General features: G+C 44.0%; 16 protein-coding genes. All 16 read right to left on the bottom strand.

The genetic code is table 11. The features are described 5' to 3' along the window. Positions 1–243 precede the first annotated feature (243 nt). Positions 244–1,314: a 3-isopropylmalate dehydrogenase gene (leuB, locus tag LZG94_RS22910; protein ID WP_233794012.1), complete on the bottom strand. Its 1,071-nt coding sequence runs from the start codon at positions 1,312–1,314 to the stop codon at positions 244–246. 30 nt (positions 1,315–1,344) lie between these two features. Further along, a complete protein-coding gene (locus LZG94_RS22905) occupies positions 1,345–1,665 on the bottom strand; it encodes a DUF86 domain-containing protein (RefSeq protein ID WP_233794011.1) in 321 nt (106 codons plus the stop codon). Beyond that, entirely contained in the window at positions 1,662–1,940 is a 279-nt protein-coding gene (locus LZG94_RS26600; RefSeq protein ID WP_409013351.1) for a nucleotidyltransferase family protein, read from the bottom strand. The genes LZG94_RS22905 and LZG94_RS26600 overlap by 4 nt, the downstream gene beginning before the upstream one ends. Further along, positions 1,937–3,517, bottom strand: a complete 1,581-nt coding sequence (locus LZG94_RS22900) for an alpha-isopropylmalate synthase regulatory domain-containing protein (RefSeq protein ID WP_233794010.1) — start codon at positions 3,515–3,517, stop codon at positions 1,937–1,939. Before LZG94_RS22900 ends, LZG94_RS26600 begins: the two co-directional genes overlap by 4 nt. Positions 3,518–3,603: 86 nt before the next feature. After that, positions 3,604–4,200: a 3-isopropylmalate dehydratase small subunit gene (leuD, locus tag LZG94_RS22895; protein WP_233794009.1), complete on the bottom strand. Its 597-nt coding sequence runs from the start codon at positions 4,198–4,200 to the stop codon at positions 3,604–3,606. Positions 4,201–4,306: 106 nt separating this feature from the next. After that, positions 4,307–4,678, bottom strand: a complete 372-nt coding sequence (locus LZG94_RS22890; protein ID WP_233794008.1) for a GxxExxY protein — start codon at positions 4,676–4,678, stop codon at positions 4,307–4,309. Between the two features lie 63 nt (positions 4,679–4,741). Further along, complete coding sequence (leuC, locus tag LZG94_RS22885; protein ID WP_233794007.1) at positions 4,742–6,145, bottom strand: 3-isopropylmalate dehydratase large subunit; 1,404 nt, start codon at positions 6,143–6,145, stop codon at positions 4,742–4,744. A 473-nt stretch (positions 6,146–6,618) separates the two neighbouring features. Beyond that, positions 6,619–6,822 (bottom strand): hypothetical protein, encoded by a 204-nt coding sequence (locus LZG94_RS22880; protein ID WP_233794006.1) that lies wholly within the window; start codon positions 6,820–6,822, stop codon positions 6,619–6,621. A 60-nt stretch (positions 6,823–6,882) separates the two neighbouring features. Next, positions 6,883–7,731: a response regulator transcription factor gene (locus tag LZG94_RS22875; RefSeq protein ID WP_233794005.1), complete on the bottom strand. Its 849-nt coding sequence runs from the start codon at positions 7,729–7,731 to the stop codon at positions 6,883–6,885. A 9-nt stretch (positions 7,732–7,740) separates the two neighbouring features. Further along, positions 7,741–8,997, bottom strand: a complete 1,257-nt coding sequence (ilvA, locus tag LZG94_RS22870; protein WP_233794004.1) for a threonine ammonia-lyase IlvA — start codon at positions 8,995–8,997, stop codon at positions 7,741–7,743. A gap of 200 nt (positions 8,998–9,197) precedes the next feature. After that, on the bottom strand, positions 9,198–10,244 hold the full coding sequence (gene ilvC, locus LZG94_RS22865; RefSeq protein WP_215236210.1) for a ketol-acid reductoisomerase: 1,047 nt from the start codon (positions 10,242–10,244) through the stop codon (positions 9,198–9,200). 61 nt (positions 10,245–10,305) lie between these two features. Next, positions 10,306–10,839 carry an acetolactate synthase small subunit gene (gene ilvN, locus LZG94_RS22860; protein WP_233794003.1) on the bottom strand — a complete coding sequence of 178 codons (534 nt, stop codon included), beginning with the start codon at positions 10,837–10,839 and terminating at the stop codon, positions 10,306–10,308. Between the two features lie 19 nt (positions 10,840–10,858). Continuing rightward, a complete protein-coding gene (gene ilvB, locus LZG94_RS22855) occupies positions 10,859–12,619 on the bottom strand; it encodes a biosynthetic-type acetolactate synthase large subunit (RefSeq protein WP_233794002.1) in 1,761 nt (586 codons plus the stop codon). An 11-nt stretch (positions 12,620–12,630) separates the two neighbouring features. Next, complete coding sequence (locus LZG94_RS22850) at positions 12,631–13,098, bottom strand: nucleotidyltransferase (protein ID WP_233794001.1); 468 nt, start codon at positions 13,096–13,098, stop codon at positions 12,631–12,633. Continuing rightward, positions 13,098–13,310 (bottom strand): hypothetical protein, encoded by a 213-nt coding sequence (locus LZG94_RS22845; RefSeq protein ID WP_233794000.1) that lies wholly within the window; start codon positions 13,308–13,310, stop codon positions 13,098–13,100. The genes LZG94_RS22850 and LZG94_RS22845 overlap by 1 nt, the downstream gene beginning before the upstream one ends. 15 nt (positions 13,311–13,325) lie before the next feature. Next, entirely contained in the window at positions 13,326–15,005 is a 1,680-nt protein-coding gene (ilvD, locus tag LZG94_RS22840; protein ID WP_233793999.1) for a dihydroxy-acid dehydratase, read from the bottom strand. Positions 15,006–15,215: the final 210 nt, after the last annotated feature.

The raw sequence follows: 15,215 nt of genomic DNA, 5'->3' as shown, positions 1-15,215 counted from the left end.
AATGGATACGAATTTAATAATTTTTAAATAATATAAAACCCCTTCCTGTGGGGGAAAGGGTTCGAAATGCAATCAAAACATCACCTTTTCCAGTATCACTAGACTATAAGAATGAGTAGGCAGAGATTTATATTAAGTGCGTTCATCGATATAGAGCGAAAATTCGCTGACAACTGGTTTGTACTGCAAAGAAAGCAGAAGTTTTGATTGCAACAAATATTATTTGGCAAAACTTAGATTCAATTATAATCTTCTCAAAAGTTCAACTCCGGCTGCCTGCGTATTTAAGATCTTGTCTGCTGGCGTCGTGCTGTCAGCAATATCTTTTGTTCGGAAACCATCTTTAAGTAGCTGATCCACAGCTGCAATGATAGAATCTGATTCTTCTTTCAAGCCAAACGAAATATCCAGCAGCAACGCAGCGGAAAGCACGGAAGCCAAAGGATTAGCAATTCCTTTGCCTGTAATATCGTGCGCAGATCCGTGAATTGGCTCGTAAACTCCGGTACTATCTCCCACAGACGCGGAAGCAAGCATTCCCATTGAACCGGCGATCTGGCTCGCTTCGTCGGTCAGAATATCCCCGAATAAGTTTGCCGTTACTACTACGTCAAAGCGGCGCGGGTCTTTAATCAGCATCATCGCAGCAGAGTCGACAAACTGATGCTCAACTTCAATATCCGGATATTCCGGCGCGAGTGCCTGTACTACTTCTCTCCACAATCGGCTGGTTTCCAGTACATTTGCTTTGTCTACCGAGCAAAGTTTCCCTCTTCGGGTACGCGCTGCTTCAAATGCCTTTCTTGCAATCCTCTCAACTTCGTAGCGGCTATATTCCGCAATATCGTAAGCAGTATTATTGTCGTTTTTGCGACCTTTTTCACCGAAATATATATCACCTGTCAATTCGCGGAAGAACAGAATATCAGAACCTTTCAGAATTTCAGGTTTAATGGAAGAAGCGCCTAAAAGCTCGTCAAACAGCTTAATAGGTCTCAAATTTGCATACAATCCCAGTTCTTTACGCATTTTGAGCAAACCTTGTTCCGGGCGAACTTTGGCTGTCGGATCATTATCATATTTAGGGTGACCCACTGCGCCGAACAAAATCGCGTCGGAAGCCCGCATTTTTGAAAGCGTTTCGTCAGGAAGCGGGTTGCCTGTTGCCTCGATAGCAGCGTGGCCCATTAATGCATCATCGTAAATGAATTCGTGCCCAAACTTTTCGGCAATTTTCACTAGAACACTTTTTCCAACTTCAGTAACTTCCTGCCCGATTCCATCACCGGGAACAATAAGGATATTTTTTTTCATTAATTATTAAATTGATAATCAGTAAGATAATTATTTTAACTTCTGTAAAAGTAGCGGTAAGTCTTCTCGGACTGTCGCAAAAATGGTAGCAGGTGATATTCCGAAATATTCATGTATCAATTTATTACGCATCAATTTCATTAGCCTCCATTCAACTTCGGGATGAGATTCTTTGAAACTGTCAGAGATCTTTGTTGCTGCTTCTCCTATTATCTCAAACCGCCGGTAAACAGCATCCTGCAAAAGCAAGCTCTCTTCGAAATCAAGTTCAGTCTTTCCGTCAAGATACTGCTGAATGATTTCAATGGATTGGATAATGTCGTCGATATATACGTTGTCGTCACGCATCATATCAATTGAATTATATTTTTGAAAACATGATGTTGAATCGACGGCTTCACAGCTTTGTATTCAACAAGGTCTATTTTTCTGTTGTACAGCGATTCCAATTCATCTTCAATTCGGAGTATATCAAACATTGTCAGATTATTTCCCTCGATCAACAAGTCAATGTCACTTTCAGCATTTTCCTCGTTTCGGGCAAAGGATCCAAAAACCGCAGCCTTGGTTATCTTTTTTTGTAAAAGATAATGTTTCAGGTTTTGATATAATTCCGGTTTATTCATGGTTTTAGATCTAATGCAACTTTGGCTACCGGTGAGACCAACGGGACATCCGCCGGTATCCCGATCAAGTTCAGCATTTTCTGCGTCGCCATAATTGCGGAGAACGTTTGGTCGGAATCCAAGCCTCTGGTCTTCACTTCTTTACCATTAATTTCCCAGGTAATGATCGTTTCGCAGAGTGCGTCGGTCTTTCCGCCTGGCGGGATCCGCACCGTGTAGTCCGTCAACATAGGCAAGCTGATCCCTTTTTGGCAATAGATCTTTTTCAATGCATTCATAAACGCATCATACTGACCGTCGCCCTGGGCATTTTCTTCAAAAACCTCCTCCCCGAACTTGATCTGCAAAGTAGCCGAAGGTTTTAGGTTTTTTGAATGCGTCAAAACATAATTCACGATCACTACCTTCTCCTCAATCGCATTGCTATCGAGGATATCGGAAATGATATAAGGTAAATCTTCGGGGGTTACAGCCTCTTTCCTGTCTCCCAGTTCGATAATCCGCTGCGTCACTTTTTTAAGATCTGCGTCGGCCAGCGTAATTCCCAGATCACGTAAATTGTTCTCGATATTCGCTTTTCCAGAAGTTTTTCCCAAAGCATAAAGCCGCTGGCGGCCAAATCTTTCAGGCATCAACTTGCTGAAATACAGGTTATTCTTCTTGTCTCCGTCGGCGTGGATCCCCGCAGTTTGTGTAAAAACACTTTCCCCAACAATAGGCTTATTGGAAGGAATACGAATACCTGAAAAAGTCTCAACGATTTTGCTGATCGTGTACAGGGAGCGTTCATTTACCGAAGTTTTATATTCCGGCATCATATCGTTCAAAACAGCAATTGTGCTGGCTAGCGGCGCATTTCCGGTACGTTCACCCATTCCATTGACCGTCAAATGCAACCCTCGCGCCCCGGCACGCAGCGCCTCCATCACGTTAGCAATGCTGAGATCGTAGTCGTTGTGAGCGTGAAATTCGAAATGCTGATCGGGATATTTGTCAACGATCTGTTTTACAAAAGAATAGGACTCAGCCGGCGTAAGAATTCCGAGGGTATCGGGCAGCAAAATCCTTTTTACAGGCTGTGAGGTAAGGAAATCGAGCGCCTGAAATACATATTCAGGTGAGCTGCGCATTCCGTTGCTCCAATCTTCCAGGTAAACATTGCAGTCAATGCCTTTGGAATCAGCCAGTTCTAGTACCGCTCTGATATCTTCAAAATGCGCGGCAGGTGATTTTTTCAGTTGGTGCGTCAGGTGGTTCAGCGAACCTTTGGTCAGCAGATTCATAACCCTTGCGCCAGCGTCAAGTATCCAGTTAATGGAAGCGTCGCCATCGACGAAAGTCAGCACTTCTATTTTGTCAAGAAAACCATTCGATCTTGCCCAGTCGGTAATCTGCCTGACTGCCTGAAATTCACCTTCCGACACCCGTGCCGATGCGATTTCAATACGGTCAACCTTTACTTCCTGCAAAAGCACCTGCGCGATGGTTAATTTTTCCGACGCAGAAAACGACACGCCGCTGGTTTGTTCACCATCGCGAAGTGTCGTGTCCATTATTTCTATATAGCGACTGTTCATAGTTGGCTATCAGCTATCAGCTGTTAGCCGTTAGCAATTAGCGTTTCTATGAAAGCTAACTGCTAATAGCCAACAGCTAATAGCTATTAATATAATCTCTGTTTTTCGAACCCTCTTATTTCCTCTTTCATCGCCTGCAGATAGTCGATATCGTCGAAACCATTGGTCATATTGTGTTTTTTATAACCGTTGATGTCAAAAGATTCCTTTTCGCCGGTTGCGACAATCGTAATGGTCTGTTCCGGAAGATTTACTTCAAGCTCGGCATTCGGATCTGCTTCTATTGCGAGGAATATTTTGTTCAGAAACTCGGCGCTAACCTGCACCGGCAAAATGCCGATATTGAGCGAGTTACCTTTGAAAATATCAGCAAAAAAGCTGGAAACCACGCAGCGAAATCCGTAATCATAAATCGCCCAGGCAGCATGCTCGCGGCTCGATCCGCTACCAAAGTTGCGGCCGCCAACCAGAATTTTTCCGGAATAGATCGGATTATTTAAAACGAAATCCTCCTTTGGCGTATCATCGCCATTATACCGCCAATCACGGAAAAGGTTATCGCCAAATCCTTCCCGCTTGGTAGCTTTCAAAAAGCGGGCAGGGATAATCTGGTCAGTATCAACGTTTTCAATCGGTAAAGGAACTGCGGTACTTCTAAGAATTGTAAATCTATCGTAGGCCATGGTAGTAGGCTGTTGGCTTTCGGCTTTCAGCGTTTTAATATTGAATAACTATCTAAGTTGTTGTTACACAGAGATCGAGGAGAAAATGGAGAGCCACGGAGATATTTTATTTTACGAATCTTTTGATGCCGTTTTTTAAGATCAGGACATTGAAATTGATTAGTAATCCTACCTTTTTCTCTGCAAATTTCATATAGGTTAGAATTTGAGCTTCATGAATTGGATTTAATGCTTCAACGCTTTTCAACTCTACGACGACAGCATTTTCAACAACAAAATCCATTCGGTAACCATATTCCAATCTAACTTCCTTGTAATGAACCGGTACCGGTTTTTGCCTTTCGAAAAATAAGCCAGACCTTTTTAATTCATAAGCCAGGCATTCTTCATAGGCAGATTCCAATAGTCCAGGGCCCAATTCCCGATGAATGTCGATGCAACATCCAATAATCTTGCCTGTCACATCACTCAACTCCATTCTCCGTGGTCCTCTTTTAAAACTCAGTGTGTCTCTGTGTAACCTATATACGCTCTCTCAAACTCAAAGCAAATCTCTCGGATCCGTCACAACCCCCGTCACTGCCGCTGCTGCTGCCACTAATGGGCTGGCAAGAAGCGTACGTGCGCCCGGGCCCTGACGTCCTTCGAAATTGCGGTTTGAAGTACTTACTGCGTATTTTCCAGCCGGAATCTTATCGTCGTTCATAGCCAGACAAGCCGAGCAGCCAGGTTGACGAAGTTCAAAGCCAGCCTCTGTCAGAATATCCAGAATACCCTCATCTTTAATCTGCGCCTCAACAATATGCGAACCTGGTACAACCCAAGCAGTTACGTTATCCGCTTTTTTACGGCCCTTTACAATAGATGCAAATGCACGGAAATCTTCGATCCGGCCGTTTGTGCAGCTGCCGATGAAAACGTAATCTATTTTCTTACCAAGCATCGACTCATTCTCGTGGAAGCCCATGTAATTCAGAGACTTGTCAAAAGTCGACTTACCGCCTTCCACCTGATCAGCAGTAGGGATCGCTTTGGAAATTCCCTGCCCCATTCCCGGGTTGGTTCCGTAAGTAATCATCGGCTCGATTTCCGACGCGCTGAAAGTATATTCTTTGTCAAAAACTGCGTCGGAATCCGTTTTAAGCGTTTTCCAGTAAGCCAGGGCAGTGTCCCATTTCTCACCTTTCGGAGCCTGGTCGCGACCTTCGATATAGTTGAAAGTAGTCTGGTCGGGAGCGATCATACCGCCTCTGGCACCCATTTCAATACTCATATTGCAAACGGTCATACGACCTTCCATGCTCATATTTTCAAAAACGTCGCCCGCATATTCAACAAAATAGCCTGTTGCGCCTGCAGTTGTCAGTTTTGAGATAATAAAAAGGGTCACATCTTTCGGCGTAACTGCCTTACCGAGAACTCCGTTTACATTTACGCGCATTTTCTTCGGTTTCGGCTGCATTATGCATTGCGAAGAAAGTACCATTTCCACCTCAGAGGTCCCTATCCCGAATGCAATTGCACCAAATGCGCCGTGTGTAGAAGTGTGCGAATCGCCACAAACGATCGTCATTCCAGGAAGCGTAATACCATTTTCCGGCCCTACGACGTGAACAATACCGTTTCTTGCATTGCCCAATCCCCAGTGAGAAATTCCGTATTTCGCAGAGTTAGTCTCCAATGCTTGGAGCTGCTTAGCCGAAAGCGGATCCTGAACAGGCAGGTGTTGGTTGATTGTTGGAGTATTGTGATCCGCAGTCGCGAAAGTACGCTCCGGATACATTACACCAATGTTTCTGGTTTCAAGTCCGAGGAATGCAACTGGGCTGGTTACTTCGTGGATAAAGTGACGATCGATGAAAAATACGTCCGGACCATCTTCAATTTTACGTACAACGTGTGCGTCCCACACCTTGTCGAAAAGGGTACTTGCTTGATTACTCATTTTGTTTGATTAAAATTTCGCCATTTCAAACCGGCTTCAAAGAACTAAGCAAATGACTATTACTTCTTTAAAGGAGAATTGAGGATACAAAGTAGCAAATATTCAGGCGAATACCGATAACGGGAAAGGGTCAAAAAATAGTGATTTTGGTTTTGAAAGGTGATTTGAGCGGAAATCTTTATCTGGCTAGCTTAACAAAGGCTCCTGCCTATTATCCCAAAAGTAAAGGATGTGAATTTCTTCGATTGACACTTTATAGAAGAATGAACAGTTCACATGCAGAAAGCCTTTTCTAATTTCGGGATTTTCTGAGATAGCACGAAATATAAATGGACTTTTTGATAACGTTTTTAAAGTCTGAAACGCTTTCGTTTCGAACTTTTTTGCAGCGGTTCGTCCGAATTTGAGGTCAATCTGATTAAAAATTGCCTCATAAGTTTCTATCGCAGTTTGCGTAAAAATTATTTCCAGGCTCATTTAACCAGCGAACGGCGGCGCCGAAACTCTTCCATGGTCATTGTCCGACCTATTTTTACATCTTCAAGTCCTCGCTCAATGCCCGCAAGCACATGCAGTGGCAAACTGTCTTCCTTTGAAAACGGAATATTTTGAGCTTCCAGGAAAGCAATTACTGCCTTTTCCTGGGCTTTTGAAGGATAAACGTGCAGTGTTTCCATTTTTTTCTTATTTCGACTAAAACAAATATAAGGAAATTGAGCCAGACCTGCCAGGGTCGATCACCCCTGCCTCTTCGGCGTTACGCCAAACTTTTCCTTATATGTTTTGATGAAATGAGAAACACTTTCGTAGCCGATTTCGGTACTGATCTCTGAAACATTTTTGGTACTGTTTCTCAATAGGAAGTCGGCGTAATCGAGGCGTTTATTTTTGAGCCAGAACGCGGGGGAAGTGTGAAATTCTTCCTGAAAATCGCGTTTGAACGCGGATAGACTGCGTCCTGAAAGCTTTGCAAGTTCGTCTAATGTGAGCGGTTTGAGGTAATAGCTATTCATTAGAAAAGCAAGATCCACTTTTTCGCCTTTGTACAAACTATATAAAATCGCTCTTAACTGCTGTGAATTATCCAGTTCCAATAAATGCAAAAGCAGTTCCTGAAACTTCAACCTGAGAAAATGATTTTTCAGCGTTGCGCGTGAGCGGAAATAGGGGAATACAGATTGAATGAATTTTTCGAAATTATCGTCCGACTTCAAAAGCAGGATCGGATTTTCGAATAGCGTTTTTTGTTCCTGTGTATTAAAAAGCTCAGGATGCAGGCCGACAAATTCTTTCAGTAATTTTTCGTCAAAAAAGAAAACAAGACTTTTGTAAGATTCATTAATAGACTCCGACATTAAATAAAATCCCCTCTGAACAAACAAAATATCGCCTTTTTCGACATGAACCTCCTGGCTTGGGCTGGTAAATTTTTTCTCTCCTTCTAAAACCACAATCACCGCATGCTCCTCAAAAAAAACGTCGTATTTGGAGGGATATACTTCGTTGCGATAAGCAACAAAAGTCATATCCTGGATTTTCAGGGATTCAAATTCGGAGGAGCTGATATCGGAAGGGACGCGGAGCATAATCGAAATCTAAACCATAAACTGAAACAAATCCGGCTGGTCGTTCAGATATTCATACACAATTCGGTTTTCGTCCATTCGCTCAATCAGTGGCGCGAAGTCTTCCCGGGTTTTTAACTCAATACCAACTAAAGCAGGTCCTTGTTCGCGGTTGGTTTTTTTGACGTATTCAAACCGTGCAATATCATCGTTCGGACCCAGCACATTCAGAAATTCCCGGAATGCGCCGGAGCGCTGCGGGAAACGGATGATAAAATAGTGTTTCAGACCCTCATATAACAAAGATCTTTCCTTGATCTCTTCGGTGCGGGTGATATCATTATTTCCACCGCTGATCAATACTACTACATTCTTTCCTTTGATTTCGTCTTTGATAAAATCGAGGGCCGATACCGTGAGCGCGCCGGCTGGTTCAGCTACGATAGCCTCCTCATTATAGAGCTGCAAGATGGTAGAACAAACCTTTCCCTCAGGCACCAACAATATTTTATCAAGGCTTTTCTGGCAGATCTCAAAAGTTATATTACCTGCTCTGCGCACAGCAGCGCCGTCGACAAACTTGTCGATATGATCCAATGTAACAACCTGACCTGCGTCGACAGACCTTCTCATAGTAGGCGACCCCTCCGGTTCTACGCCAATCAATTGCGTTTTAGGAGATAGTTGTTTAAAAACCGTCGAAATGCCCGAAGCCAGCCCACCGCCGCCTATCGCCATTAACAGGTAGTCAATCTTGAAATCAGCATCCTTGAAAATTTCCAGCCCCACAGTTCCCTGGCCTTCAATCACTTGCAAATCGTCAAAAGGATGTACAAAAATGGCCTTATTCGTAGTCTGATACTCTTTTGAAGCATAGTAGGCATCGTCGTAAGTATCACCTACTAGATGAATTTCTATCCACTCTTTCCCGAAAAGTCTCACTTGTTTTACCTTCTGAGCCGGCGTAGTAGTGGGCATGAAAATAGCTCCTTTCACTTCCATTTTCCGACATGCATAAGCAACTCCCTGAGCATGGTTTCCGGCACTTGCGCACACTATTCCATTCGCCAGTTCTTCCCGGGACAGACTTGCCATTTTATTATAAGCGCCGCGGATCTTGTACGATCTTACTGTTTGCAGATCTTCTCTTTTGAGATAAATATTGGCTTCATACTGCTCAGACAAATGCGCATTGTACAGTATTGGTGTGTGATTAATAATCCCGCGCAACCTTTCGGCAGCCAGGAATATATTATCTAGTGAAGGAGCTGAATGCACTGTTTCCATTGCTTGTAAAGAAAAAAGCCTTGCAATAGCAAAGCTCTTAATTTGTGTCCCCGGACTGAAGTCCGGGGCAATTGATTTTTTCAATATGCCGGCAAAGGCCGGCGGGTGTTTAGTCAAAACCGTTGGCCGAAGCCAACGGTAATTGATTATTGCTTTATCAATTGCCGTCGGCTTCAGCCGGCGGTTCCAGATAAATTTTATTAATTGTTTTCTGGGCGCAGGCTGCGGACAGTTTTGCCGGCTTTCCACATTTCAGATTCGCGCAATTCAGCCAGTTCTTCTTCCAGTTTCACGCGGTAGTCAGGTTGTGAGTTACGTGTGATGGAGATATTGGCTTGTTCGCCGCTTTTAACTGAGTTGTAAAGTTGTTCGAAAACAGGCTTGGTAGCGTCACGGAAAGGTTTCCACCAATCCAATGCACCGCGTTGTGCAGTTGTTGAACAGTTGGCATACATCCAGTCCATACCATTTTCAGCAACCAATGGCATCAACGATTGCGTCAATTCCTCAACTGTTTCGTTGAAAGCCTCAGAAGGAGTGTGTCCATTTGAACGCAATACTTCATATTGAGCAGCGAAAATTCCCTGGATAGCGCCCATCAAAGTTCCACGCTCGCCAGTCAAGTCAGAAGTTACTTCACGGTAGAAATCAGTTTCAAACAAATATCCTGAACCTACACCGATACCCATTGCGATGCATTTTTCACGTGCTTTGCCGGTTGCATCCTGGAATATCGCGAAAGAAGAGTTCAAGCCTTTTCCTTCCACGAACATGCGGCGAAGTGAAGTACCTGATCCTTTTGGAGCGACAAGGTATACATCCACATCGGTAGGAGGGATAATGCCAGTCTGATCTTTGTAAGTAACACCGAAACCGTGCGAGAAATACAGTGATTTTCCAGCAGTAAGGTGTTTTTTAACCGTTGGCCAAAGTTCAATCTGAGCGGCGTCAGAAAGCAAATAGCAAATGATAGTTCCTTTTGAAAGTGCTTCTTCGATATCGAAAAGCGTTTCTCCCGGTACCCAGCCGTCAGCAACAGCTTTGTCCCAAGACTTACCACCCTGGCGCTGACCAACGATTACGTTAAAACCATTGTCACGCATGTTCAGGCTTTGGCCCGGGCCTTGTACGCCGTAACCGATTACAGCTATAGTTTCAGTTGAAAGTACTTCACGCGCTTTTTCAAGAGGAAATTCTTCACGGGTTACTACTTCTTCTTCGACCCCGCCGAAATTTAATTTTGCCATTGATTATTGGTTAAATTGATTTATTACGATTTTTAAAAAGGATATTTATTAAGAGGTAATGCTATTGATAATATTCCCACTCAGCCTCAGGAAGATAATCAACCAGCGTCTGGGGCGACTTACTTACTGCCACTCTGCCTGATCTTACAAATTCAAGGATTTCGTGCGGTTTGATATAATCAAAAAACTCAAAGATCTCTTTCTCTGTACCCGTTTTCTGAATAATCACATAAGTAAGGTGCCAGTACACGACCCAGGCTTTGTAAACTTTGTTAATAGTTTCAATATCAATAGGTTTAGCCCCGATCGGAGTTGAAACTTTAAACAAAGCTATTTCATTATAGGCGATATCATCGTTCAAATATCCGAAAACTGCCAGTACTTCAATCACTTTCCGGATCTGCCGCACCAGCTTTTCCACAGCCTCGCGGGATTCATGCTGAATGACGATCGTGAAGCGGGAAATACCCTTACGCTCGGTTTCAGAAACGGTAAGGCTGTCGATATTGATTCGCCGGCGTGTCAGGATAGTGGTAATCTTATTCAGAATACCAATCGTATTTTCCGTGAAGACACAAATGGTGTATGTTGTCATAATTGCGATAATTTCAATGTCATTCTAATCTGATATCTGATACGCAAGCGCCGGTAGGAACCATCGGGAACACGTTTTCTTCTTTCTCAACAATCACTTCCAGCAGGTAAGGTTTGTCAGAAGCCAGCATTTTGTCGAGCGACGCATTCAGATCCTCACGTACCGCGCAGGTATGTCCGTCGATTCCAAAACCTTTTCCTATTGTAATAAAATCAGGATTTTGCAGCTCAACGAACGAATACCTTTTCTGATGGAAAAGCTGCTGCCACTGGCGAACCATTCCCAGGAAGTTGTTATTCAGGATAATAATTTTTACAGGAAGTCCACTCTGCGCGATCGTACCTAATTCCTGGATTGTCATTTGAAAGCAACCGTCTCCGATAAACGCAACCACCTCACGGTCAGGAGCTCCAACTTTCGCTCCAAATGCAGCCGGCAATGCATAACCCATCGTTCCCAAACCACCCGAAGTAATGAAGGAACCTGGTTTTTTAAACTGATAGTAACGCGCAGTCATCATCTGGTGCTGGCCCACGTCCGCCAAGATCACCGCTTCGCCATTTGTTTTGCTAGATAAAGTGCGGATTACCTCAGCCATTTTGATCTTCTCCGTAGTAGGAGCAAGTTCGGGCTGCGTTATTTTCTCGTCTTCTATCGCATCAAATTTCTTGAACTCTGCAATCCATTCTTTGTGACTGTTTTCCTTCACGAGGGGAAGCAGCATTTCAAGTGCCAGTTTCGCGTCGCCTACGACAGGAGCGTCGGCTTTCACTATTTTACCAATCTCAGCCGGGTCAATTTCAATATGTACCACTTTCGCCTGCTTTGCGTAGCGGTTCACGTCGCCTGTAACCCGATCATCGAAACGCATTCCGATCGCAATAATCAGGTCGCATTGGTTGGTTAGTACATTGGTACCATAATTCCCATGCATTCCCAGCCAGCCCACATAATTCGGGTGATCAACGGAAACCGAGGAAAGTCCCAGCAGCGTTGAAGCGGCAGGAATATCTGTTTTTTCGATAAATTGAAGCAATTCGTTTTCAGCATGCGAGATCCGCACACCGTGACCAACGAAGATAAAAGGCTTTTTTGCTTCATTGATAAGCTTCGCAGCTGCCTCTACCTGCTCCACTTTGGGTGAAAGGCGTGGTCGGTAACTGATCAGGTTTTCACATTTTTTGTAAGAAAACTCCCTGGACATCAGCTCATTCTGCGCATTCTTGGTTATGTCGATCAAAACTGGTCCCGGGCGGCCTGACTTAGCAATATAAAATGCCTTCGCCATAATTTCTGGAATCTCGTCAGCCCGTGTGATCTGATAATTCCATTTTGTAATCGGAATTGTAATACCAATCACGTCAGTTTCCTGAAATGCGTCAGTACCCAATAAATGCGCCGCGACCTGACCGACTACGCAGACAAGCGGCGTAGAGTCAATAATTGCGTCGGCAATACCGGTTACGAGATTAGTCGCACCTGGGCCGGACGTAACAAGACATACCCCCACTTTTCCGCTCACCCGGGCATAACCTTCCGCAGCATGCGCGGCACCTTGCTCGTGGCGTACCAGAATGTGGTCGATCTGATCCTGATAGTCATAAATCGCATCGTAAACGGGCATAATTGCGCCGCCGGGATAGCCGAAAATAGTTTCCACACCCTCCTCAATCAATGACCTGATAACCGCATGAGATCCATTGACCAGCTCCGGTTTGGCGACAGCCGCTACCGTGTCGGCAACCTGTACTGTCTCAGTTTGATTTTCATTAAATTCCATGACTCCTCTATTTATTTGTCTGACGAATTTTCAAGATTTTCAATATCATTAATATCTCTCGGCCTGCCTGCTGCTTTTTTTGCTTTAATCAAATCGTGGTAGTTGATCAATCTTATTGTTAGATCTTCAACCAGGTAGTCCGAAGCATTTTCATTAGCAGTTTCAAAATCAAGTCCTTTCAAATTTGTAATAATGTCAATTGAAACTGGAACTCTACCGAAAGTAAAGACATCAAAATCAGGATTTTTCAAAAAGTTTTCCTCTGTCATATCAAACAAAGGCATTCCAAATCTTCTAAAAGCCCTAGTCAATTTTGAATGATTGTCCTTCGTTTTCTGTACCCAGATGTCCATATCACCCGTTGTACGTGAATATCCGTGAAGAATGACCGAATAGCCCCCAACCAGAATATATTCGACCTTTGTTTCGTTGAGCGCTTTCAAAAATTCTTGAAAGTCATCATTGAAAATATTAGCCATTACAACTTGTGTTTTCTTGCTGAAAAAGCAGTTCGATCCATTTTCGGCGGGTTTTTTAAGTCAAACTGAAAAGCTACACTATTGAGATAATTCGCCGCTTCTAGTCTCTCTTTTCCTGTTTTGGGCTGCATTTCCGAATAGTACTTTTCTGTTTCGGAATGTGTTCCCGCATGAAAAGCTGTTCTGTCTAACTTAAAATCTGCTGCTTTCATGGTTTGAAATGTTTATCAAGCCTCGTCGGTAACGCAGCCTTCACTGGCCGACTTCACCGTTCTGATATATCTTCCCAACATTCCTTTGGTGAATTTCGGTGCGGGCTGTACCCATTGTGCTTTGCGGGCTGCCATTTCTTCATCGGAAATATGTAAAGTTAGCTCGCGGGTATTAGCGTCAATCGTGATTCTGTCTCCGTCTTTTACCAAGGCAATAGGTCCGCCGTCAAAAGCTTCCGGTGTAATGTGACCAACTACAAATCCGTGCGTACCACCAGAAAAACGTCCGTCAGTGATCAACGCAATTTTGTCTCCCAATCCGGCTCCCATTACAGCAGAGGTAGGTTTTAGCATTTCCGACATTCCCGGACCGCCTTTGGGACCTGCATTGCGGATCACAACCACGTGTCCTTCTCTGATTTCGCCTTTTGAAAGCATGGTAATGATCTCGGACTCGTGCTCGCAAACTTTTGCCTCACCGTCGAATGTCATTCCCTCTTTACCTGTAATTTTCGCAACTGCACCTGTTGGCGTCAGATTACCATACATGATCTGAATGTGCCCGCTCGATTTAATAGCTTGTTCCAATGGAAAAACCATTTTCTGGTTTTCAAAATCGAGGTCCGGCGCTTCTGCCAGGTTTTCCGCAACCGTTTTCCCAGTTACAGTAATGCAATCACCGTGAATCAACCCTTTGGAATACAAATATTTAGTTACCGCTGGTACTCCGCCGATTGCCAAAATATCTTCCATAAAATATTTACCACTAGGTTTCAGATCCGCAATAAATGGAACACGATCTGAAACTTCCTGAATATCATCTAATGTCAGCGAAAGTCCCGCAGAACGCGCAATAGCCAGAAAATGCAGCGCAGCATTGGTTGAGCCGCCCAGCGCCATTACCACTGTTAACGCGTTTTCGAGCGACTCTTTAGTGATAATTTCTTTCGGAGTAATATTCAGTTCGAGCAATTTCTTCATTGCCGCACCGATTTTTTTGCATTCCTCCTGCTTGCCTTCGTGCGTTGCCGGATAGGAGCTGCTGAAAGGAAGGCTCAATCCCATTGCTTCTATGGAAGCCGCCATGGTATTGGCAGTATACATTCCGCCGCAGGCTCCCTGGCCGGGGATCGAATTTTGAATAATACCTTTGTAATCTTCGTCTGAAATATTGTTCGCAAACTTTTTACCCAATGCTTCGAATGCCGAAACGATATCCAGTTTCTGTCCTTTATAATGTCCTGAACGGATCGTTCCGCCGTAAACCATGATTGCGGGGCGGTCAAGCCGCGCCATTGCCATCACTGCGCCGGGCATATTTTTATCACAACCTACTACCGCAATTACGCCATCATACCATTGCGCCGCAACCACAGTTTCGATCGAATCGGCGATGATATCGCGACTGGGAAGCGAGTACCGCATTCCGTCGTTTCCATTCGTCATACCATCAGAAACGCCGATCGTATTGAAGATTAAACCCACCATATCATTGGCAGTAACACCCTGCTTTACATACACCGAAAGTCCATTCAAGTGCATATTGCAAGGATTTCCCTCATAACCTGTACTTGCAATACCGATTTGAGGTTTTGCAAAATCTTCTTCTTTCAGACCGATACCGTAAAGCATCGCCTGTGCGGCTGGATTTGTAACTTCCTGGGTTAGGGTTCTTGAAAATCTGTTCAGTTCCATGGTGAATTTTGTATTAGATAAAAACACCCCACTCGTTGTGTGAGTGAGGTGCCAGTTATATAGCTCTTTCCTCACTCACGCAAATCGCGTGACTGTAAGATCGAATAGAATGATAGTAAATGCTCTCATAGCGTAAATCTAATAGTCAGCGAAATTTCGCTAATTCGAAATTCCTGTTGCAAAATAGAAGGGTATCTTTTTATTTTCCAA

This window comes from Dyadobacter sp. CY343, assembly GCF_021390335.1.
Classification (GTDB): domain Bacteria; phylum Bacteroidota; class Bacteroidia; order Cytophagales; family Spirosomataceae; genus Dyadobacter.
The sequence above is the reverse complement of the archived record's forward strand: the minus strand, read 5'-3'. Positions and strand labels throughout refer to the sequence as shown.

Excerpts from the sequence above, each read along its gene's own strand:
- leuB (WP_233794012.1), bottom strand. The coding sequence starts at position 1,314 with ATGAAAAAAAATATCCTTATTGTTCCCGGTGATGGAATCGGGCAGGAA.
- LZG94_RS22905 (WP_233794011.1), bottom strand. The coding sequence starts at position 1,665 with ATGATGCGTGACGACAACGTATATATCGACGACATTATCCAATCCATT.
- LZG94_RS26600 (WP_409013351.1), bottom strand. The coding sequence starts at position 1,940 with ATGAATAAACCGGAATTATATCAAAACCTGAAACATTATCTTTTACAA.
- LZG94_RS22900 (WP_233794010.1), bottom strand. The coding sequence starts at position 3,517 with ATGAACAGTCGCTATATAGAAATAATGGACACGACACTTCGCGATGGT.
- leuD (WP_233794009.1), bottom strand. The coding sequence starts at position 4,200 with ATGGCCTACGATAGATTTACAATTCTTAGAAGTACCGCAGTTCCTTTA.
- LZG94_RS22890 (WP_233794008.1), bottom strand. The coding sequence starts at position 4,678 with ATGGAGTTGAGTGATGTGACAGGCAAGATTATTGGATGTTGCATCGAC.
- leuC (WP_233794007.1), bottom strand. The coding sequence starts at position 6,145 with ATGAGTAATCAAGCAAGTACCCTTTTCGACAAGGTGTGGGACGCACAC.
- LZG94_RS22880 (WP_233794006.1), bottom strand. The coding sequence starts at position 6,822 with ATGGAAACACTGCACGTTTATCCTTCAAAAGCCCAGGAAAAGGCAGTA.
- LZG94_RS22875 (WP_233794005.1), bottom strand. The coding sequence starts at position 7,731 with ATGCTCCGCGTCCCTTCCGATATCAGCTCCTCCGAATTTGAATCCCTG.
- ilvA (WP_233794004.1), bottom strand. The coding sequence starts at position 8,997 with ATGGAAACAGTGCATTCAGCTCCTTCACTAGATAATATATTCCTGGCT.
- ilvC (WP_215236210.1), bottom strand. The coding sequence starts at position 10,244 with ATGGCAAAATTAAATTTCGGCGGGGTCGAAGAAGAAGTAGTAACCCGT.
- ilvN (WP_233794003.1), bottom strand. The coding sequence starts at position 10,839 with ATGACAACATACACCATTTGTGTCTTCACGGAAAATACGATTGGTATT.
- ilvB (WP_233794002.1), bottom strand. The coding sequence starts at position 12,619 with ATGGAATTTAATGAAAATCAAACTGAGACAGTACAGGTTGCCGACACG.
- LZG94_RS22850 (WP_233794001.1), bottom strand. The coding sequence starts at position 13,098 with ATGGCTAATATTTTCAATGATGACTTTCAAGAATTTTTGAAAGCGCTC.
- LZG94_RS22845 (WP_233794000.1), bottom strand. The coding sequence starts at position 13,310 with ATGAAAGCAGCAGATTTTAAGTTAGACAGAACAGCTTTTCATGCGGGA.
- ilvD (WP_233793999.1), bottom strand. The coding sequence starts at position 15,005 with ATGGAACTGAACAGATTTTCAAGAACCCTAACCCAGGAAGTTACAAAT.